This window comes from Streptomyces sp. NBC_00443 (genome assembly GCF_036014175.1).
In the GTDB taxonomy this organism is placed as follows: Bacteria; Actinomycetota; Actinomycetes; order Streptomycetales; family Streptomycetaceae; genus Streptomyces.
Genome location: NZ_CP107917.1, coordinates 1,830,041 through 1,850,120, shown reverse-complemented (window position 1 = coordinate 1,850,120; position 20,080 = coordinate 1,830,041). Strand labels below are relative to the sequence as shown.

The window sequence follows — 20,080 nt, the reverse complement described above, 5'->3', positions numbered from 1 at the left end:
AGGGCGGGGCGGCTGACGATCGCCGAGGTGCTGCGGAGCGAGTGAGGTCAGCCTGGAGGGCCCGTTCGGACCCCATGGCACCGCGCAGGCGCTCTCATGACTCGTCAGGCACCCGGCGGGCCATGAAGAGTGCCTGCTCACCGGCCGACTCCGTGCCGTCGTAGAGCGAGGTGTCCAGCCCGCAGAAGGTGAAGCCCATGCGGAGGTAGGCGCGAATCGCGGGAGCGTTGATGTTGCTGACCTCCAGCCAGACATGGTCGGCCCCGCACTCCCGCGCGAAGTCGAAGGCGTGGTTCATCAGGGTTCGCCCGATCCCCGTGCCCCGCCACGCCGGAGCGACCTCGATGTCGCGGATGGTCAAGCGGGCGTTCCATGGGGCGAAGGAGGTCTCCACCACGCCGCACAGCCGGTCCCCGTCGAAGGCGACCACCGTCCGGTTCAGCTCCGGAGGGCCGTCGTCGTCCTCGCTGCCGTCATCGGCGGGGAAGACCTTGTGGAGGGGAGGCTGCACGGGAGTCCGGCGGATGCTGAATCCGTCCGCGGTCGCGGCCACCTCGAACACGGAGTCCGTCGTGAAGGAACCGTCGAGTTCCGCAAGGGCCGTCCCGTCCTCCGGTCGCGCAGGCCGGTAGCGGATGGAGCCCGCCCCGCCGAGCACCGTCGCATCGTCCCCGGTCGTCTCCATGCCACGACCGTACGGCGGACGTGGAGCTCCCGCCCGGACGGGGTGCGCAGGACCGTCCGGGCGGAGGCGTCCCGCGGGCGGGGATCAGCTGATCGGCGCGTACAGCACCCCGAGTTTGTCGATCTCGTCTCCCGACCGGCCCGTGAACCCGACGATCTGCCAACCGGACGGCGCCGTGAAGGTCTTGGTCGCCGAGGTCGCCGTACCGGCGGAGAGGGTGCGGCCCTTGTCCGTGGTGAAGGCCGCCGAGAAGATCCGCGTACGGCCGTCCTTCTGGCCCTGCGTCAGCTTTACGGCGGTGAGGTGCTCGCCGCCGGCCAGGGTCAGGGACGTCGCCGTGCCGCCCGTGCTGCCGCCGTGGGTGAGGGCGGTGCCCCCGTCGTGGCTGAGGGACACCGCGTCCAGGCGGGTGCCGCCGCGCAGGGTGAGGGTGCGCGGGGACACGGACGCCGGCAGGTTGTCCGCGTCGTTGAAGGCCGTGCCGTGCGGACCGCCGAAGAAGTCGCCGGCCCTGAGGGACGAGTTGAGGGTGTAGGAGAAGTCGACCGCGTGCGGGAAGTGGTCGGAGAGGTGCTTGCCGTCCGAGCGGAGGAAGGTCGCCCAGTCGTTGTCGTAGCGGGTGGCGTTCAGGCCCAGCAGCTTGCTGCCGCGGTAGAGGACCTTGTCGACGACCTCGCAGTCATTGGTCGGGGCAGCCGCGTCGCAGACCAGGGCGTCGCCGCCCGCCGCCGGGGGAGTGCCGCCCTTGACCAACTGCACCCAGGCGTCGGTCAGGCCGTTCTCGGCGACCAGCGTGCGGATGTTGTCGCCGGTGCGCGTGTAGCGGGTGTTGGTGTCGCCCATGACGATGACGGCGTTGCCGGACGAGTTCGCCTGGATGAAGTCCGACAGCTGTTCGACGTTGGCGCGGCGGGCGGCGAGGGCGGCGTCGTCGGAGTCGGCGTTGGTGTGAACGTTGTAGAGGTCCACGAACACGCCCTCGGCCAGGCGCACCCGGGCGAGCGTGAAGCCCTTCGGGGTCAGGCAGTTCGTGCCGGTGCATTTGTTCCACTTCACCCGCTCGAAGTCCTCGAAGGAGTGGTCGGAGAGGGTGTTGAGGCCGTCGCCGATGCCCGCGCCACCGCTGGTGGCCGTGCGGTACGGGTGGGTGTCGTTGGCGTACAGCGAGGCGTGGTAGTTGAAGTCCTCCTGGACGTTGACGATGTCGTACGGCGCCAGCCGCTGCCCGATGAGCGGGGTGTTCGTCTCCGGGTCGCTGTCGCCGAGGCCGAGGGGGAGGCCGGCGATGTTGTACGTCAGGACGTTGAAGGTGCCGGAGTCGGCGGCCGTCGCGGGCGTGGCCGCGGTGGTGGCGAGGCCGGTGAGGGCAAGTGCGGCGGCCGCGAGGGTGCCGATGAGTCTTCTCATGGTGGGGGAGTCTCCGGGGGTCACGGGGGCCAAGAAGGTGAGCGATGCTCAGGTTCCGTGTCAACGAGGATGACGTACAAGGGCCGTTGGGGAAACAGTGAGGGACGTGACGATCCGCCGCGTCCGGGGCACCCGGCAGCCACTCGCCGCTCGTTCAACGTTCATGTTTCGCCTTGATCCTCCACACACGGCGCAGCAGCGCCGAAGAGGGCAGCCGCCCAACGGCAGGCGCCGGACGGCAGCGGCATCCAGGAGGCCTTTCATGGGACACGGACACGCGCACGGTCATCACCAACACGGACACGGCCATGACCACGACCACTCGCACGACGCGGCGGCATCCGCCCTGCCCGCCGCCTTCGACACCTCCGTGCCCGACGAGGCCCTGACCCCCGAGCAGCAGTCGCGCCGCACGCTCCTGCGCCGGACGGGCCTGCTGGGCGCCGGGCTGGCCGCCGGCAGCGTGATCGCCCCGGCCACGGCCGCCGCCACGCCCGCCGCCTCGACGTCCCCGGCCTCGGGCGGCCGTAGACCGAACGGCTTCCTGTGGCTGGCCGGTGACCACCACATCCACACCCAGTACAGCAGCGACGGCAAGTACCGCGTCGTCGACCAGGTCCGCCAGGGCGCCAAGCACGGCATGGACTGGCTGGTCATCACCGACCACGGCAGCATCACCCACGCCAAGATCGGCGTCGAGAAGGTCAACCCGGACATCCGGGCGGCCCGGTCCGCGTACGAGGACACGCTCGTCTTCCAGGGCCTGGAGTGGAACATCCCGGCCGCAGAACACGGCACCGTGTTCGTGCACCCCGGCAAGAACGAGGTCTCCGTCCTCAAGCAGTTCGAGAACGACTACGACGGCAGCGTGAAGAACGCCGGCGACTCGACGACCGCCAACGAGGCGCTCGCCATCGCCGGGCTCGACTTCCTTGCCGAGCAGGTGGAAAGGCGCAAGGTCAAGGACGCGCTGATGCTCGCCAACCACCCGGCGCGGCGCGGTGTCGACTCCCCGCACGAGATCCGCGGCTGGCGGGACGCGGGCCGCACCCGGCAGATCGCCATCGGCTTCGAGGGCGCCCCGGGCCACCAGGCGGCCGGCCTGCCCGCACCCCTCGGCATGGCCCGCGCCCGCGGCATCTACGACAACAACCCCGGCGCCAACTCCTTCGCCGGCTACCCCCTGGAGAGCTACCGCACCTGGGGCGGCTTCGACTGGATGACCGCGACCGTCGGCGGCCTGTGGGACAGCCTCCTCGCCGAGGGCAAGCCGTGGTGGATCACCGCCAACTCCGACTCCCACCAGGTGTACGGGGACACGGCCGCGCGCGGGGGCGGAAACTTCGAGGCCAACGGGCGCTACGACGACCCGGTCTACGCCGGCCGGATCGACATCACCCAGGGCGACTACTGGCCCGGCCAGTACAGCCGTACGCACGTCGGCTCCGACGGCTTCTCCTACGCCGCCGTCATGGACGGCATCCGCGCGGGCCGCATCTGGGTCGACCACGGCCAGCTGCTCAGCGGCCTCGACGTCCGCCTGATGGGCGGCCGCCGCTGGGCCACGCTCGGCGGCGCCCTGCACGTCAGGAAGGGCACGAGCGTCACCCTGACGGTCGACGTGGCGATGGCGGGCGGCCCCAACTGGGCGGGCTTCGTACCGAAGTTGGCCCGCGTGGACGTCATCAAGGGCGATGTGACCGGCCCGGCCGCGGACAGGGACACCTTCACCGCGCCGACGGCGAAGGTGGTCAAGTCCTACGAGGTGAACAAGTCGACCGGCGTCGTCAGCCTCACGTACGACCTCGGCAAGGTCGACCGCCCCGTCTACGTCCGCCTGCGCGGCTCCGACGGCAACCGCGGCGCCGTCGGCGCGATGGGCGCGGCCGTCGACCCGGCCGGCCCGGCCATCGACGTCGTCGGCGACGCCGACCCGTGGCGCGACCTGTGGTTCTACACCAACCCCGTGTGGGTCCTGCCCTCGTGACACCGTACGTTCTGACTGTGGACGCGGGTGTCAGGGACCTCCGCAGCGCCGACCACCTGCTCCACTCCCTGGCGGCCGAACTGGCCCTCCCCGAGGGCACGTTCGGCTGCACCCACCTGGTGCGGGGGGAGCGCCCACACGTGGCGTTCTCCCTCACCTTCCCGTCCGAGCCGCTCCTGCGTACCGCCCAGGAGCGGCTCGCGGCCGGGGGACACCAGGTGTCACCAGGGGCGCCCGACGCGGTGGGCCGGGCGGTCCTCTATCCGGGCGTCACGGCGCTGACCGGCACACTGACGATCGCGGACGTGCTGTCCCGCTCGGCCATCGACCGGGTGACCGTCCTGGGCACGCCGGGGCGACCGGCGCCGGACACCCTCCTGATGACGGGCGACCACATGCGCCCGACCTGGCAGGACACCGAACTCGTCCTGACCGCCATGCCGGCCGTGGGCGGGACGCTCGTACCGTTCGAGGTGCCGGATCCCACGCCGTGTTGCGCTGACCACTGAGGCGTTGTTCCTCGGTTGCCGCCGCCTGCCTGGCCTTCGTACGGCTGCGCGGACGGCCGGGGAAGGCCACCGAGCGGTCGGGACTGTGGCGGGACCTGCGCACCGGGATCGACTTTCTCCGCGGCCACCCGGTGCTGCGCTCCCTGACCGCTCTGCTGTTCGTCTTCAGCTTCCTCACCCTCGGCCTGAACGACCTGGTCATCTACCACCTCAAGCACGACCTCGGCCACGACGACGGCACGGTGGGCACCGTCATGGCCGTCGGCGCGCTCGGCACGATCACCGGCGCCCTGCTGGTGGCCCGGGTCCGCAGACGCCTCGGCTTCGGGGCGACCTGGACCGGCTCGGTCGCGGTGTGCGGGATCTCCTTCGCCGGGCTCGGCTGGGCGAAGGACGTCCCCGTCGTCGCGGCCCTCGCCGCCGCCTTCCTGGCCTGCGTCGGCATGGCCGGCACCTGCTCCATGTCGCTGCGCCAGGAGGTCACCCCGGAGCCGCTCCTGGGCCGGGTCACCTCCGCCTTCTGGACCCTGCAGTATGCTGCCGCCCCGATCGGCGCGGCCGTCCTCACCTGGGCCGCGGAACACCAGGGCACGACCCCGGTGAGCCTGGTCGCGGGCGCGTGCTGCGTACTGATCGCCGGCGCCGCGCTCTTCACGCCGATACGGAGCTCGGGCCGCCGGACGTGACCCGCTCACGACGTGATTCATATCGTCGCAACGGTCACCCCGCAGGGTGGAACTCTGCGGACCAGTAAGCCGATTCGCCGGCCTGCCGTGCCCAGCCGCCGAAGTCGCGACCGGACTCTTGCGCCATGTCCATCATTGATTCCCTGCGGGGAACCTCACGCGCCCTGGCCGCCTCGGTCATGGCGCTGGCGTTCGTCGTCGCCGTACCGCACGGCGCGTTCGCCGCACCCGGTGACCTGGACGCCACGTTCGGCACCGGGGGCCGGGTCAGCATCACCACGACCACCTACGCCGAGGGTGAGGACGTGGCCGTTCAGCCCGACGGCAAGATCGTCTCGGTCGGGTGGGAGCAGGGCACGGCCGCTGCCGACTTCGCCCTGACCCGGCACAACCCCGACGGCAGCGTCGACACCTCCTTCGGCGGGGGCGACGGTGAGGTGCTGACCGATTTCGAGGGCGGCGACGACGTGGGCCAAGGGGTGGCGATCCAGCCCGACGGGAAGATCGTCGTGGTCGGCCGGCACCAGGAGACCGACGACGAGTTCGCGGGCTGCTGCTGGTTCACGGTGGTCCGCTACAACGCCGACGGCAGCGTCGACACGTCCTTCGGGGGCGGCGACGGATGGGTCAGCCCCGGCCTGGCCGGCGGGGCCGAGGACGCCGCCGGAGTCGCCGTCCAGCCGGACGGGAAGATCGTCGCCGGAGCCTACGCCGGCGGCTGGTTCGCGGTCCTGCGCTACCTGCCGGACGGAAGCCCGGACGGCGCCTTCGGCGGTGGTGACGGTGTGACCATGACCTCGTTCTCCGAGACGGGCGGCGGCGGTGCGTCCGCGCAGGACCTGGCCCTCCAGCCGAACGGGAAGATCGTCATGGCCGGCTACGCGGGCCAGAGCTTCTTCGACTTCGCCGTGGCGCGGTACAACCCCGACGGCAGCCCGGACACCACCTTCAGCGGCGACGGGAAGGTCACCACGGACCTCGGCGGATACAACTGGGGTGAGTCCGTGGCCGTGCAGTCGACCGGCAGGATCATCGTCGGCGGACAGAGCGCGGACCGCTTCGCGCTCGTGCGCTACAACGTCGACGGCAGCCGCGACATGGGCTTCGGCACCGGCGGTGTCGCGACCACGGACTTCGGCGGCACAGCCGGCGTGAGCGATCTCGTGGTCCAGCCCGACGACCGGATCCTCGCCGGCGGCGGTGGACAGGCCGGCGACTTCCTGCTCGCCCGCTTCGACGCCGGCGGCACTCTCGACACCGGATTCGGCACGGGCGGCCGCGCCACCACCGACTTCGGCGCCGGCGACCGGGTGAACGCCCTCGCCCTCCAGAGCGACGGCAAGGTCGTCGCCTTCGGCAACAGTGGCTTCAACGGACTGCGTGTCATGGCCCGTTACCTCGGCGGCGTAGGCACCCCGCCCCCGCCGCCCGCCGGAGTCGACCTGTCGGTCACCAAGACCGGTACCGGCGCGGTCAGCCTCGGCGACCGTGCCACCTTCACCGTGACGGTCGTCAACAACAGCACCACCACCTCGGCTACCGGAGTCACCCTCACCGACACGGTCACCGGCCCGGCGGCCACCGTCATCTCGGCCACCCCGGGCCAGGGCACCTGCACCACCTCCGCCACCGGCGCGACCTGCGCCCTCGGCACCCTCGCCGCCGGCGCCCGCACCACCGTGACGGTCGTCGTCGAACCCAGGGCCACGGGAACCCTCACCGACCGGGCCACCGTGAGCGCAGCCCAGTCCGACCCGGACACCGCCAACAACACGGCCACGGCCCCCACCACGGTCAACAACTCCCGCGGCTGCACCCGCATCGGCACCAGCGGCAACGACACCATGACCGGCACCAGCGGCACCGACGTCATGTGCGGACTCGGCGGCAACGACACGATCAACGCCGGCTCCGGCACCGACACGGTGTACGGCAACTTCGGCGACGACCGCGCCGACGGCGGCCTGAACAACGACACCCTCACCGGCGGCCCGGGCAACGACACCCTGCTCGGCAACTCCGGGAACGACCGCCTCGACACCGTCGACAACGTCCCCGCCAACGACACCGCCAACGGCGGCCTGGGCCTGGACATCTGCACGACGGACACGGGGGACGCGCGCATCAGCTGCCCGTAGCCACCCCGCCCCGTACCGGCCGGCACCCCGGGTGCCGGCCGGCCGTCGGCGGTCGTCTGTCACTCAGTGGTCGAGAACACGAACGAGAACTCCGTCGGCTCCGCCTTCAGGAAGTACTGCGGCAGCGGACCCGGACCGCAGGACTGCGAGCCGATGCCGTGCTGGTCGTGGTCGAGGTTGATCCAGAGCGTGTCCCCCGGTGTGAGGTCGGTCAGGTGACGGGCCGCGTCCAGCTGCTCGTTGGTCCAGCGGCGGGCGCTGAACCAGAACTCGGGGTCGCCCTCGATCCGCAGTCCGCCGAGTTCGGCCCAGCGGACATCGGCGCGGGCGCCGTTCTCCTGGGGCCGTACGTACGGGGTGTGCAGGGCGTCGATGCCCGGCAGCCACTGACCGAGCCGCGAGGCGGCACGGGTGTCGGGGTACGCCTCGCTGCCGCCACCGAAGTACAGGACCTCGTGCGCGGCGTCGGCCGGCAGGCCGAAACGGACGCCGAGGCGGGGAAGCGGAACCCTCCAGTGACCCTCGGGAGTCACGGACACCGTCAGCTTCAGCAGGGCGCCGTCCGACGTCCAGCGGTACACCGTGCGCAGGCCCACGTCGGCGGCGGCGGGCGCCACCCGGGTGCGGACGGTCAACGCGTCGTCGGTCACCTCCACGGCGTCCAGCCGGTGCTGCATGCGGTGCAGGCCGAGCTTGCGCCACAGCACGCCATAGCGCGTGTCGTCCTGCCAGGACGCGCCGTCGTCGTTGTCCGTCGTTGCCCGCCACACGTCCAGGCGCAGCCCGGTCACGTCGAGACCGCAGATCGTGGTCGGCCGGCCCGAGCGGGCGTCGAAGGTCGCCGGGCCGAGCGTGATCAGCCGGTCGCCGGGCGCGGGCCGCTGCGAGGCGGCGACGGTGCGGGCCGTGCGCGGGGTGACGGTCTCCTGGCCCCACGCCACCTCGTGGCCCTTGGGTCCCCACGGCGTGTCCTGGGCGAGCAGCGCGCGGACCGTCCACTGGACGTCGTCGCCGTTGCCGTCGGGGGCGGCTGCCGGCAACTTGACCTCCGCCGACTCACCCGGCGCGAGCGGCGGCACGGTGAGCGTGTGCGCGCCCGTGGGGAGTCCGTCCACCTGGTAGGAGAACTCGAACTCCAGGTGCGAGAGATCGGCGAAGTCGTACGCGTTCGTCACCCGTACGGTGCCGTCGGCGCCGTCGCCCTCGATGCGGACCGGCTCGATGACCTTCTTGTACTCGACGAGTCCCGGTGAGGGGGTCCGGTCCGGGAAGATCAGCCCGTCGCAGACGAAGTTGCCGTCGTGCAGCTCCTCGCCGAAGTCGCCGCCGTAGGCGTAGCCCAGCTCGGGGTGCTTGATGCCGTGGTCGATCCACTCCCAGATGAAGCCGCCCTGGAGCCTGTCGTGCGCATCGAAGATCCGCTGGTAATCGGCGATGCCTCCCGGGCCGTTGCCCATCGCGTGCCCGTACTCGCACTGGATGAAGGGGAGTTCACGCCTCTTCCCCGCACCCCCGTCCAGGCCCCGCCCGATCCGCTCGACCTCCTCGTGGGAGGCGTACATCCGCGAGTACACGTCCGTGTCCCGGCAGTTCCAGTCGCCCTCGTAGTGCACGAGCCGCGAAGCGTCCCGGCCGTGGATCCACTCGGCCATCGCGGTGAGCCCGCGGCCGGTGCCGGCCTCGTTGCCCAGCGACCAGAAGACGACGGACGGGTGGTTCTTGTCGCGCTCCACCATGCGCGCCGCGCGGTCCAGCAGGGCCGGGGTCCAGCGGTCGTCGTCGACGGGGTTGTCCCGCCAGCCCTGCTCGGTGAACCCGTGGGTCTCCAGGTCGCACTCGTCGATGACCCACAGGCCGTACTCGTCGCACAGGTCCAGGAAGGCCGGGTGCGGCGGGTAGTGCGAGGTGCGCACCGCGTTGAGGTTGTGCCGCTTCATCAGCAGCACGTCCTCGCGCATGGTCTGCACGTCGAGGGCGCGGCCCTGCTCGGGGTGCCACTCGTGCCGGTTGACGCCCTTGAAGAGGATCGCCTTCCCGTTGACCTTGATCAGGCCGTCCTCGAGGGCGACCGTACGGAAGCCGATGCGCAGCGGCACGCGCTCGCCGGCCGTGACCAGCTCGCCGTCGTACAGCCTCGGCGTCTCCGCCGACCACGGCTCGACCGGGACCGTCACCGGCTCGCCGGTCGCGACATCGATGTCGAGGCCGGGCACGGACACCCGCCCGTCGACGTCGGAGGCGACGCGCAGGGTGCCCTCGCCCGCGATGTGGTCGTAGGAGGCGTGCACGAAGAAGTCGCCCACCGCGCCCGCCGGGCGGTGCAGGAGGGTGACGTCACGGAAGATGCCGGGCAGCCACCACTGGTCCTGGTCCTCCAGGTACGAGCCGGCCGACCACTGGTGCACACGGACGGCGAGCACGTTGCCGGCCGGCTTCAGCAGCTGCCCGACCGCGAACTCGTGCGGCAGGCGGGAGCCCTTGAACTCGCCGAGCTCCGTGCCGTTCAGCCAGACGCGGGCGCAGGACTCGACGCCGTCGAAGCGCAGCACGGCGCCGCCGTCGTCCGGGGCGGGCCAGTCGTCCGGCAGGTCGAAGACGCGCAGGTGGTCGCCGGTCGGGTTCTCCGTCGGCACGTGCGGCGGGTCCACCGGGAACGGGTAGAGGTGGTTGGTGTAGATCGGCGAACCGAAGGCGCCGTCGCCCTGCAGGACCCAGTGGCCCGGGACCGTAACTTCGGCCCAGTCGCCGGCGTCGTATCCCTCCCCGGCGAACGAGTCGTCCTCGGCGTCGGCGGTCGCCGACAGACGGAATCGCCAACTGCCGTTAAGTGACAGGGACTTCGCGTCCGAGGCGGCGTACCAGGCGCGGGGCGGGAGGGCCCCGGTGCCGGGGGAGACGTCCTCTACGTAGTCGGGGGAAATGGTGGTGCGGAAAGACATCGGTCTCCAGGTCTCGAGAAGAGGAAGTCAGCCCTTGATGCCCGTCTGTGCGATCCCCTGCACCAGCCAGCGCTGGAGGAAGAGGAACACGAACACCAGGGGCAGGATGGAAACGGCCGTGGCCATGAAGATCAGATGGAAGACGACGGTCTGGTTGGTCATATAGCTGGAGAGCGCGACCTGAACGGTCCACGAGCTGGGATCCTGGCCGATGACCAGCGGCCACAGGAAGGCGTTCCAGCCGTTGATGAAGGTGATGGTCGCCATCGCCGCGAAGAAGTTCAGCGAGTTCGGCACCACGACGCGCCAGTACGCGCCCCAGTAGCCGAGTCCGTCCATGCGCGCCGCCTCCTCCAGTTCCTTGGGGAACCCCAAGAAGTACTGCCGGAACAGGAAGCAGGTGAAACCACTGAACAGGCCCGGAATGATGAGACCCCGGTAGGTGTCCACCCAGCCGAGCGAGGAGACCAGCACGAAGCTCGGGACGAAGGTGACCGCGGTGGGGACCATCAGGGTCCCCAGGACGGCGTAGAAGACCTTGTTGGCGTGCTTGTACGGGATGCGGGCCAGGCCGTAGCCCGCGAGGGAGCACACCAGAAGGACGCCGACGGTGTGCAGGGTGGCCACGACCGCCGAGTTCCACAGCGACTGGGCGAAGGGGACCGTCTCGTCCGTGAACAGCTCGCTGATGTTGCCCCACTGGATGTCGGTGGGGAAGATCTTCCAGTTCTCTCCGGTGATCTCGGCATCGGTGGCGAGGGCGTTGCGGACGAGAACGTAGAACGGGATCAGGAAGAGGAAGGCGGCGACGCCGGTGGCGATGTAGAGGCCGGTGGAGCTCATCACGCCGCCACCGCGCCGGACGCGGCGGGGCTTGCCTGACGTCGGCGCGGACTTGCGCACCTCGGGCACGGTGGTGGTCACTTGGACTCGTCCCCCCTTCCAAAGCCCATGATCTTGCCCTGGAGCAGGGTCACGGCACAGATCAGCACGGTCAGGATGAGCGCTCCCGCGCTGCCGGCGCCGTAGTCCTGGCTCTCGCCCAGGGCCTTGTAGTACAGCTCGACCAGCGGCGGACGGCCCCAGGTGGTCTTCGACAGCAGGTTGAAGAACTCGTCGAAGGCCTGGTAGGCGGCGATGAGCAGCAGCAGGATCACCGCGGTGGACGTGGCACGCAGCTGGGGCAGGGTGATGTACCGGAACGTCTGCCAGCCCGACTTGGCGCCGTCGATGGCGGCGGCCTCGTACAGCTCGTCCGGGATGTTCTGGAGCGCGGCGATGAACAGGATCATGTAGAAGCCGGACTGGAGCCACAGCCGGGCGGTCACGATGACCAGCCAGTACCAGGGCGGGTTGGGGTCGATCAGCCAGGCGATGTTCTCGATCCCGAACCAGCCGAGGACCGTGTTCATCAGGCCGAAGCGGACCCCGCTGAAGAGGGACATCTTCCAGATGAGCGCCGCGGCGACATAGCTGACCGCGGTCGGCAGGAAGAAGACCGAGCGGAAGAACGCCCGCATGAAGCGCATCCGGTTCACCAGCAGGGCCAGCCCCAGCGACAGCGCCCAGGTGGTGGGCACGATGAACGCGGCGAAGACGGTGAAGGTGCCGAGCGAGCCGACGAAGTCGTCGTTCGTCAGCATGTACGTGTAGTTGTCGAACCCTACGAACTTGTCCGGCGTGACGGTGAAGCGGGCCTCGAAGAAGCTCAGCCACAGGCTCCAGAGGATCGGCGCGTAGACGAAGATCGCCAGACCGATCAGGAACGGTCCGGTGAAGAGCCAGAAGGCGAAGGTGGGGCTGCCCCGCAGACCCCGCCGCGGCTGCCCCGGCGAGGCCTTCGCCGGGGCGGAGCTCGCGAGGTCGAGCTTGGTGGTCGTCGACATGTCGTGGTCCGTCCCGCGGCCTATCCGAACAGCTTCTTGAGCTCGCGGTTGACGGCCGTGTCGCACTTGTCGAGAGCCTTCTCCGGGTCCATGTCCTTGCGGACACAGTTGGCGAAGACGTCCTCGAAGGCGGTGCGCATGGCCTGGGTCCAGCCGATGTTGTCGAAGTGCCCGAACTCGTTGAAGAGCTTGACGCCCTCAGCGGCGTTGCCCGACTTGAGCTTGTCGGCTTCCTCGGCGAGCGAGGTGCGCGGCGGGATGTGGAAGCCGTAGGAGGTGGCCCAGTCCTCCTGGTACTCCTTCTGGTCGATCCACAGCCACTTGACGTACTCCTTGGCCGCGTCGACGTCCTTGCCCTTGGCGTTGACGAACATCGACCAGCCGCCGTTGTAGACCGACTGCTTGCCGGAGTCCGTGACCTTCGGGAAGGGGAAGATCCCCCAGTCGTCGCCGAGCGCGTCCTGGATCGCCGGCATCGCCCACATCCCGCAGAACTGGATGGCGCACAGGCCCTGGTTGAACGAGGAGGGGTCCCAGGACTCGGTGGGAGCGCCGAGGAGAAGGTCGCCGCTGGTGAACAGCTTGCGCATCTGCATCAGGCCCTCGATGACGCCGTCCGTGTGGTAGGCGATCTCGTTCTTCTCGCTGAGGTGCTGGGCGCCGGCCGACCAGATCAACGTGTCGTTGACGCTGTGCAGGTCGTTGCCCATGTACAGGCCCTTGACCTTGCCGGTGGTCAGCTTGGCGGCGGCCTCCATCAGCTCGTCGAGCGTGGTCGGCACCTCGACCTTGGCCTTCTCCAGCATCGACTTGCGGTAGAAGAAGAACTGCGGGTCGTCGATCATCCGGACGCCGTATATCTTCCCGTCGACGGTGTGCGACTTGATGTCGGCCGGATTGAAGTCGGCCTTGACCGGGTCGATGATGTCGGTCAGGTCCGCCACCTGGCCGCTCTTGACCATCTGGATCTGCGGGTGGAACTCGAAGAGGTCCGGCGCGTTGTCGGTGAGCAGGGCCGAGAAGAGCTTGCTCTCGAAGTCCGCGCTGGTGATCCACTGCGTGGTCACGGCGGCTTCCCTGTACGCCTTCGCGTACCGCTTGACGGCCTGCTCGGTGCCCGCCTCGCCGTACGCGTGGAACATCTGCACGAGGTTCTTGCCCGAACCCGACCCGCCACCGCGCCCGGTGTTGCCGCCGCACGCGGCAAGCCCGCCCGCAGCGGCCAGACCCATCGCGGCCCGCAGAACGGTTCGGCGGTCCCAGTTGCTGTTGCTCGATGCCGACATGCTGACGTCCTTGTCTCGAGTACGGCTCGGCCCTGTGCCTGGCTGGAGCGGCTCAGCGCCAGTTGGCTCAAAGGGGGTTGCGGTGCGGGACGTTAACCTTCGGCTAAGGCTTCGGCAAGGGGTTGGACGAAGTCTGCGCGAAGCGTTGCGCGGCGTTCGGGATACCGGACATGACGGGCTGTCAGGGAGTCCTGGTACGGCTCTTCGCCGGCGTCCTCTGGCCCACCGTCTGCAGGGCCCCTTCGAGTGCGAACGTCGCCGCGCCCAGGCACACCGGATCGGTGGGGATGGGGGAGAGGACGATCTCGGTGGCCGCCATCGGGCGCGGCAGCGCGTGCCGGGCGACGGCCTCGCGGACCTCGTCGACCAGGGGCTCACCGAGGGCGGCCGCGACCCAGCTGCTGAGCACGACCACCTCGGGGTTGAACAGGTTCACCAGGTCTGCGATGCCGGCCCCGAGGTAACGCACGGTGTCGCGAACCACCTTGAGCGCCACCGGATCGCCGCCCCGCAGCCCCCTGGCGAGCGCGTCGATGGTGGCCGTCTGGTCATCCGCGTGCAGCAGCGGGCTGTCGCCGATCGACTCCCGCAGGGTCAGCATGATTCCGGACGCGCCGACATACGCCTCCACGCAGCCGCGCCTGCCGCACCGGCACAGCCTGCCGTCCAGCACGATCGTGGTGTGACCCCACTCGCCGGCGCTGTTGCTGACCCCCCGGTGCAGCCCGCCGCCCAGGACCAGCCCGGCGCCGACGCCGGTACCGAGGTTGACCACCACGGCGTCCCCGTGCCCCCGTGCGGCCCCGAACCACAGCTCGGCCACCGCGGAGGCGCGCAGCGGGTTGTCCAGGTACAGCGGGTAGGCGATGTGCTCGGTGAGCAGGTCGAGCAGCGGCACGTCGTGCCAGTCCCAGTTGGGCGCGTACTCCGAGAAGCCCGTCGCACGGTCCACCTGCCCCGGCACGCTCACCCCGACGCCGAGGACGCGCGCGCCCTCCACGCCGGCCTGGGTCACCACCGAGCCGACGGCGGCGGCGACATGGGCGACCACCTGCTCGGGGAGACTCTCGCCGGGGCGGACGTCCTCCTCGGCGCGGGCCAGCACGTTCAGCGCGAGGTCGAACAGCTCTACGTGGACGTACGTCTCCGCGATGTCGACGCCGATCAGGGCGCCGCCGGACGCGTTGACGGCGACCAGCCCCCGGGGGCGGCCGCCGGCCGAGTCCTCGAACCCGACCTCCGTGATCATGCGAAGGTCGAGCAGCTCACCCACGAGCGTGGCGACCGTGGCGAGACTGAGCCCGGTGGCAGCCGCCAGCTCCTGCCGGGAGGTGGGCGACGCGGCGATGATCTGGCGCAGCACCTCGTAGCGGTTCGCGGTGCGGATGTCGCGTGATGTGCCGCGCTTCATCGAACTCCCCTCACATGCCGGCAGGCCGTCGGCACCGGCGCGGCGCAAGGCTATGGCGTGCGGGAATATTCGACAAGGGGTTAGGAAAGGGGGTTTACGAAGTCCCCCAGCAGCTCAGTCATCCAGTATGTCCTGCACGAACGCGTTGGTGAACTTCCGGTCCGGGTCCAGCTCCCGCGCCAGCTCGCGGAAGTCCGCAAGCCGCGGCCAGCGCCCGCGCAGCATCTCCGCCGGCGTCGTGAACACCTTCCCCCAGTGCGGCCGCGGCTCGAAGGCCTCCAGTGCCTCCTCCAGCCGCCGCACCACGGGCAGCACGGCCGCGGTGTCCTCGATCCACGTGAAGTGCAGCGCCACGGTGTCCCGCCCGTAGGAGGGGCTCAGCCACTGGTCGTCGGCCGCGACCGTACGGACCTCGCAGGTCTGCAGTACGGGGGCGACCGTCGTCCGGATCGCGTCGATCGCGTGCAGCGCGTCCACGGCGTACCGGCGCGGCAGCAGGTACTCCGACTGCAGCTCGGCCCCGCTGCTGGGTGTGAACTGCGCCCGGAAGTGCGGCAGCCGCTCGTGCCACGGCCCCGGCACCCCGAACTGCTCCGTGCAGTTGACCGCCGGCATCCCCGGCACCGGGTGCATCTTCTCGACGGCGGGCGCGGCCCATGGGAAGACGGGCAGCGGCTGGTCGGTGCGTCGCTTGAGCCACACCTGCCGGAAGCCGGGCTCGCGCCAGTCGGTGAACAGGCTCACGCTGTACGCCGACGCCATCACCACCTCGAACGCCGCCGAGTCCAGCCCGTCCAGCGGCAGTTCGGTGAAGACGTGCTGCTCGACCTCGAAGGACGGCTCCAGGTCGAGGGTGAGTGCCGTGACGACACCGAGGGCACCCAGCGAGGTGACGGCGCCGCCGAACCGTTCGTCGCCCCGCCCGACGGTCAGCACCGACCCGTCCGCCGTGACCAGCTCCACCTCCCGCACGGACGTGGCCAGCGAGCCGTTGCCGACCCCCGACCCGTGCGTGCCGGTGGCGACCGAGCCGGCCACCGAGATGTGCGGCAGGGACGCCATGTTCGGCAGCGCGAGCCCGTCCGTGTACACCGCCCGGGCGAGCTCGGCGTACCGTACGCCGCCGGCCACCCGGACGGTACGGGCCGTACGGTCCACGTCGATCACCGGCGGCAGATCGGCGACCGACAGCAGCGTGCCCTCGGAGCCGGGCTCGGCGATCTCGTTGAAGGAGTGCCCGCTGCCCAGCACCCGCACCTTCGCGCTCCCCGCCAGCAGGGCGGCGATCGCGTCGAGCGAGCGCGGCCGGTGCAGCTCCTTGGCGACGTAGGTGATGTTGCCCGCCCAGTTGGTCACGGTTTCGGCCATGTGATCGCCCCTCCCGAGGACAACGTCAACCAGGAATTCCCAGGTGGAAACTACCCCGACGGGCAACATGAGGCCCCCCGCCCCCACCCCGTACAGCACGGGGGCATACCGTGAGGAGTCGTACGCCTGAGCCGGGAGGAGACACGGATGGGCAGCCGCACCGCACTGGTCGAGGATCTGATGGAGCGATTCCCGCACGTTCCGCGGGAAGCCGTCTTCAAGGAGGATCTGCTCCGCGGCGGGGTGGCCTTCGACCCCTCTGCCCTCAGCGACAACGAGGACGGCGAGGTCAAGCCGAAGTCGTACTTCATCTTCTCCTTCGACCACGGCACCCTGCCGGAGCTGGGCGAGGCCGCGCTGCGCCGCCCGCCGGAGGAGATCATCCTCACCGGCGGCCCGTACGACCTGCGGCGGACCGTCGTCTCCGTGCGCGTGAACCCGTCCTCGCCGTACCGGGTGGCCGCCGACGAGGAGGGCGTGCTCGGTCTCTACCTCGACGGCAAGCGGATTGCCGACGTCGGTGTGCCGCCGATGCCGGAGTACTACCGGCACACACTGTCCAACGGGAAGTCGGTGATGGAGGTCGCCCCCACCATCCAGTGGGGCTACCTGATCTACCTCACCGTCTTCCGGGTCTGCCAGTACTTCGGCGCCAAGGAGGAGTGCCAGTACTGCGACATCAACCACAACTGGCGCCAGCACAAGGCGGCGGGCCGGCCGTACACGGGCGTGAAGGACGTCGAGGAGGTCCTCGAGGCCCTGGAGATCATCGACCGGTACGACACGGCCAAGGCGTCCACCGCCTACACGCTCACCGGCGGCGCGATCACCAAGACCGTCTCCGGCCGTGACGAGGCCGACTTCTACGGCCACTACGCCAAGGCCATCGAGGAGCGCTTCCCGGGCCGCTGGATCGGCAAGGTGGTGGCCCAGGCGCTGCCGCGCGACGACGTGCAGCGGTTCAAGGACTACGGCGTGCAGATCTACCACCCCAACTACGAGGTGTGGGACGAGTACCTGTTCAAGATGTACTGCCCGGGCAAGGAGCGCTACGTCGGCCGCGACGAGTGGCACAAGCGGATCCTCGACTCGGCGGACATCTTCGGCGCCCGCAACGTCATCCCCAACTTCGTGGCCGGCGTGGAGATGGCGGAGCCGTTCGGCTTCACGACGGTGGACGAGGCGATCGCCTCGACGACCGAGGGCCTGCGCTTCTTCATGTCGAACGGCATCACGCCCCGCTTCACCACCTGGTGCCCCGAGCCGACGACCCCGCTCGGCAAGGCCAACCCGCAGGGCGCGCCGCTGGAGTACCACATCCGCCTGCTGGAGGCGTACCGCGCGACCATGGAGGACTTCGGCCTGTCGTCCCCGCCCGGCTACGGCCCGCCCGGCCCCGGCAACGCGGTGTTCTCGGTGAGCTCCTTCATGGACAGCCTGCCCGCGGAGAATTCCGCGAACTCCTCCACGGTGTAGTTGAGACGGACGGGGCCCGCGCCCGTACAAGTGGCTGCAGTTGTGGGGGCGCGACGGTCTGTCATGACATGTGAACACGGCGCTTGTCAGTCGTGTTGAATACGTGAAAGGCTCATGCTCTGCCGCGAGGTTCCCCCCAACTCCACTGCCAATATGGCGAGTTGACCTCGCATGTGGATGCAGGAGACCCATGCCCGACCTGCCGACTCCCCAGGACGCCACCGAGGCCGCGCTGTTCTCCGAGTGCTGGGACGCCGTGCTGTCGTACGCCGACCTGTGCACGGCCGGCTCCGACGCGGCCCGCCAACTGGCCACGGAGGCGTTTTCCACCGGTATACGCGAGGCCCGCGACTCCGAGGCCGGGAACCTCAGGAGCGCGGGCCGCCGCCCGGCCCGGCTGCCGCGCATCCCCCTGCTGCTGACCGCCGTACGCACCACGGCGGCCGCCTGGGAGGAGCGTGGGCAGGGCCACAGGCTCGACCCCGACCTGCGGCTGTGGCTCAACTCCGACAAGGCCGCCCGCTACACCGGCCCGCCGCTGCAGCGCCCGCTCGCGCTGCGCGGACTGCGCGACATGCAGGAACCGGACGCGGTCCTGCTGTGGCTGGCCGAGGTGGAGGCGCTGCCGCTGCACGTCGTGGCCCGCCGCCTCGGCCTCGACCCGGCGACCGTGTCCGACGAACTCTCCCAGGTCCGGGGCCTGTTCAGGGACCGCTGCCAGCGCAACCACCTCGACACGCCGATGGCCGCGCAGTGCCGCAGCTACGCCCGCCTCCTCGACGCCGTCACCCGCTCGACCGGCGCCGACACCCCGGGCGACCTCTCCCGCCACCTCGCCACCTGCGTGGAGTGCGCCGAGGCCGCCGCCTGTCTGCGGCTGCACGGCGACGGACTGCCCGGAGCCCTCGCGGGCGGGGTGATCGGCTGGGGCGGCCTCGCCTACCTGGAGCGCCGCCGCCGGGCCGCCGAGGTACGCCTCAGTGGGCGGCCGGACCCGGCCGAGGCGGACGGGGGCCCGACCGACCCCGGTGCGCACAAGGCGCGCGTCGTGCGCAGCGGCCTCCTCGTCGCCGCCGTCCTCGTCTCCGCGCTCGCCCTCGCGGTGTCGATGATGCCGGGCGGCTCCACCGGCGACGGCGCCACGGCGGGCGGCGACCCGTCCGACCGGCAGCCGGTCGCCGACCCCGGCTTCACCCTGCCGGTCACGGCGGCGACGCAGCCCTCCTCGGACTCCCCGGATCCGTCGGAGAGCGCCACCAGCGGCGACGACTCGTCCGAGCCGTCCGAGCCCTCCGAGCGGAACCCCCGCCCCGGCCCGCAGGGCACGACCTCGGCCACGGCCGGCGAGGCCGACCCGGACCCGTCCACGAGCGAACCGGTGACCTGCAGCGTCGACTACCACCTGGTCAACGAATGGCCCGACGGCTTCCAGGCCACCATCACCGTCACCACCGAACGCGCCCTGGACAACTGGCGCGTCGCCTGGTCCTTCCGGGACGGCCAGGAGGTCGGCCAGATGTGGGACGCGAGCTTCGGCCAGGACGGCTCCCGCGTCACCGCCACCGCCGCGGACTACAACAGGACCGTCCCCGAGGGCGGCAAGCTCGCCTTCGGCTTCCTCGCCTCCTGGGAGGGCGAGAACTCCCCGGCGCACGACTTCACGCTCAACGGGCGCGACTGCGCGTAAAAAACCGGTTGACGGGCCTTCATGGGGCCGGGCTAGAGTGACGGAAGATCAGGGCGGTGGCCGGTGGCCGCCGCCGTCGAGCGGACATGAGTGAGGAGGTGTCGACCGATGGCTGTCTTTGCGACGAGCGCTGCCCGCATCCAGTTCATCAAGTCCACCTCCGTGGCCGCCGGCTGATCCCACTCGTCTCTCCGCGTCTGATGTACGCGGCTGCCGGGGCCACCCTTGTGAAGGGTCACCCGTTGACTTCCACCTCTGTTTTCTCCGCGTTGGCTCCCTACGGCTGGGACTCGGCCTGGGCCGACGCGTTCACCCCGTACGACGCGCAAGGGCTGCTGCCCGGGCGCGTCCTGCGGGTCGACCGCGGGCAGTGCGACGTCGTCACCGCCGACGGTGTCGTACGGACCGACACGGCCTTCGAGAGCGGTGCCTCTCGTGCAGCGGAGGGCGGGGCATGCGTGTGCCGATCGAGACGGCGGGCACCGGCTGAATCGGAGCGGGACGCTCCTGGCAACTGCAGTCCCGCAGCAATTGAAGATCCGCGAGCCGCCCGCCACGACTCCCGAGTCCCGTGTCACGCCTGGGTGGCGAGGCCGGGGTAACGGCGATCCCTGC

The 20,080-nt window shown here is 70.4% G+C and carries 13 protein-coding genes and 2 pseudogenes; 7 read left to right on the top strand and 8 right to left on the bottom strand.

The features are described 5' to 3' along the window. Positions 1-94: 94 nt before the first annotated feature. The gene (locus OHO27_RS08325) at positions 95-685 is read right to left on the bottom strand and encodes a GNAT family N-acetyltransferase (RefSeq protein ID WP_328421808.1); all 591 of its coding nucleotides are present in this window, start codon (positions 683-685) and stop codon (positions 95-97) included. 84 nt (positions 686-769) lie between these two features. Further along, complete coding sequence (locus OHO27_RS08320) at positions 770-2,092, bottom strand: jacalin-like lectin (protein ID WP_328421806.1); 1,323 nt, start codon at positions 2,090-2,092, stop codon at positions 770-772. Between the two features lie 262 nt (positions 2,093-2,354). Here OHO27_RS08320 and OHO27_RS08315 point away from each other — a divergent pair, with 262 nt between their 5' ends. The 4 genes and pseudogenes from OHO27_RS08315 (at position 2,355) to OHO27_RS08300 (ending at position 7,412) form a co-directional block, all read left to right on the top strand. Beyond that, entirely contained in the window at positions 2,355-4,079 is a 1,725-nt protein-coding gene (locus OHO27_RS08315; protein ID WP_328421804.1) for a PHP domain-containing protein, read from the top strand. Positions 4,080-4,096: 17 nt separating this feature from the next. Then, on the top strand, positions 4,097-4,588 hold the full coding sequence (locus tag OHO27_RS08310; RefSeq protein ID WP_328421802.1) for a hypothetical protein: 492 nt from the start codon (positions 4,097-4,099) through the stop codon (positions 4,586-4,588). A gap of 14 nt (positions 4,589-4,602) precedes the next feature. Continuing rightward, positions 4,603-5,274: pseudogene (locus tag OHO27_RS08305) on the top strand (MFS transporter); the annotation flags it as partial. 125 nt (positions 5,275-5,399) lie between these two features. Beyond that, positions 5,400-7,412, top strand: a complete 2,013-nt coding sequence (locus OHO27_RS08300; protein WP_328421800.1) for a calcium-binding protein — start codon at positions 5,400-5,402, stop codon at positions 7,410-7,412. 59 nt (positions 7,413-7,471) lie between these two features. On the opposite strand, the gene OHO27_RS08295 is transcribed toward OHO27_RS08300, so the two are convergent. The 6 genes from OHO27_RS08295 to OHO27_RS08270 all read right to left on the bottom strand — a co-directional run bounded on the left by OHO27_RS08295 (position 7,472) and on the right by OHO27_RS08270 (position 16,302). After that, positions 7,472-10,351, bottom strand: a complete 2,880-nt coding sequence (locus tag OHO27_RS08295; protein WP_328421798.1) for a glycoside hydrolase family 2 TIM barrel-domain containing protein — start codon at positions 10,349-10,351, stop codon at positions 7,472-7,474. Between the two features lie 27 nt (positions 10,352-10,378). Then, the gene (locus OHO27_RS08290) at positions 10,379-11,275 is read right to left on the bottom strand and encodes a carbohydrate ABC transporter permease (RefSeq protein ID WP_328421796.1); all 897 of its coding nucleotides are present in this window, start codon (positions 11,273-11,275) and stop codon (positions 10,379-10,381) included. Then, complete coding sequence (locus OHO27_RS08285; protein ID WP_328421794.1) at positions 11,272-12,237, bottom strand: carbohydrate ABC transporter permease; 966 nt, start codon at positions 12,235-12,237, stop codon at positions 11,272-11,274. Before OHO27_RS08285 ends, OHO27_RS08290 begins: the two co-directional genes overlap by 4 nt. A gap of 20 nt (positions 12,238-12,257) precedes the next feature. Continuing rightward, entirely contained in the window at positions 12,258-13,523 is a 1,266-nt protein-coding gene (locus tag OHO27_RS08280; protein WP_328421792.1) for an ABC transporter substrate-binding protein, read from the bottom strand. Between the two features lie 181 nt (positions 13,524-13,704). Beyond that, positions 13,705-14,934: an ROK family transcriptional regulator gene (locus tag OHO27_RS08275; protein ID WP_328421790.1), complete on the bottom strand. Its 1,230-nt coding sequence runs from the start codon at positions 14,932-14,934 to the stop codon at positions 13,705-13,707. A gap of 114 nt (positions 14,935-15,048) precedes the next feature. Next, positions 15,049-16,302: a D-arabinono-1,4-lactone oxidase gene (locus OHO27_RS08270; protein ID WP_328421788.1), complete on the bottom strand. Its 1,254-nt coding sequence runs from the start codon at positions 16,300-16,302 to the stop codon at positions 15,049-15,051. A 147-nt stretch (positions 16,303-16,449) separates the two neighbouring features. On the opposite strand from OHO27_RS08270, the gene OHO27_RS08265 reads away from it, so the two are divergent. From OHO27_RS08265 to OHO27_RS08255, 3 genes and pseudogenes are all read left to right on the top strand, one after another. After that, positions 16,450-17,778 carry a radical SAM protein gene (locus OHO27_RS08265; RefSeq protein ID WP_328421786.1) on the top strand — a complete coding sequence of 443 codons (1,329 nt, stop codon included), beginning with the start codon at positions 16,450-16,452 and terminating at the stop codon, positions 17,776-17,778. A 190-nt stretch (positions 17,779-17,968) separates the two neighbouring features. Next, a complete protein-coding gene (locus OHO27_RS08260) occupies positions 17,969-19,465 on the top strand; it encodes a cellulose-binding domain-containing protein (protein WP_328421784.1) in 1,497 nt (498 codons plus the stop codon). Positions 19,466-19,707: 242 nt separating this feature from the next. Then, positions 19,708-19,884 (top strand): annotated as a pseudogene (locus OHO27_RS08255) (ribosome small subunit-dependent GTPase A); the annotation flags it as partial. Positions 19,885-20,080: the final 196 nt, after the last annotated feature.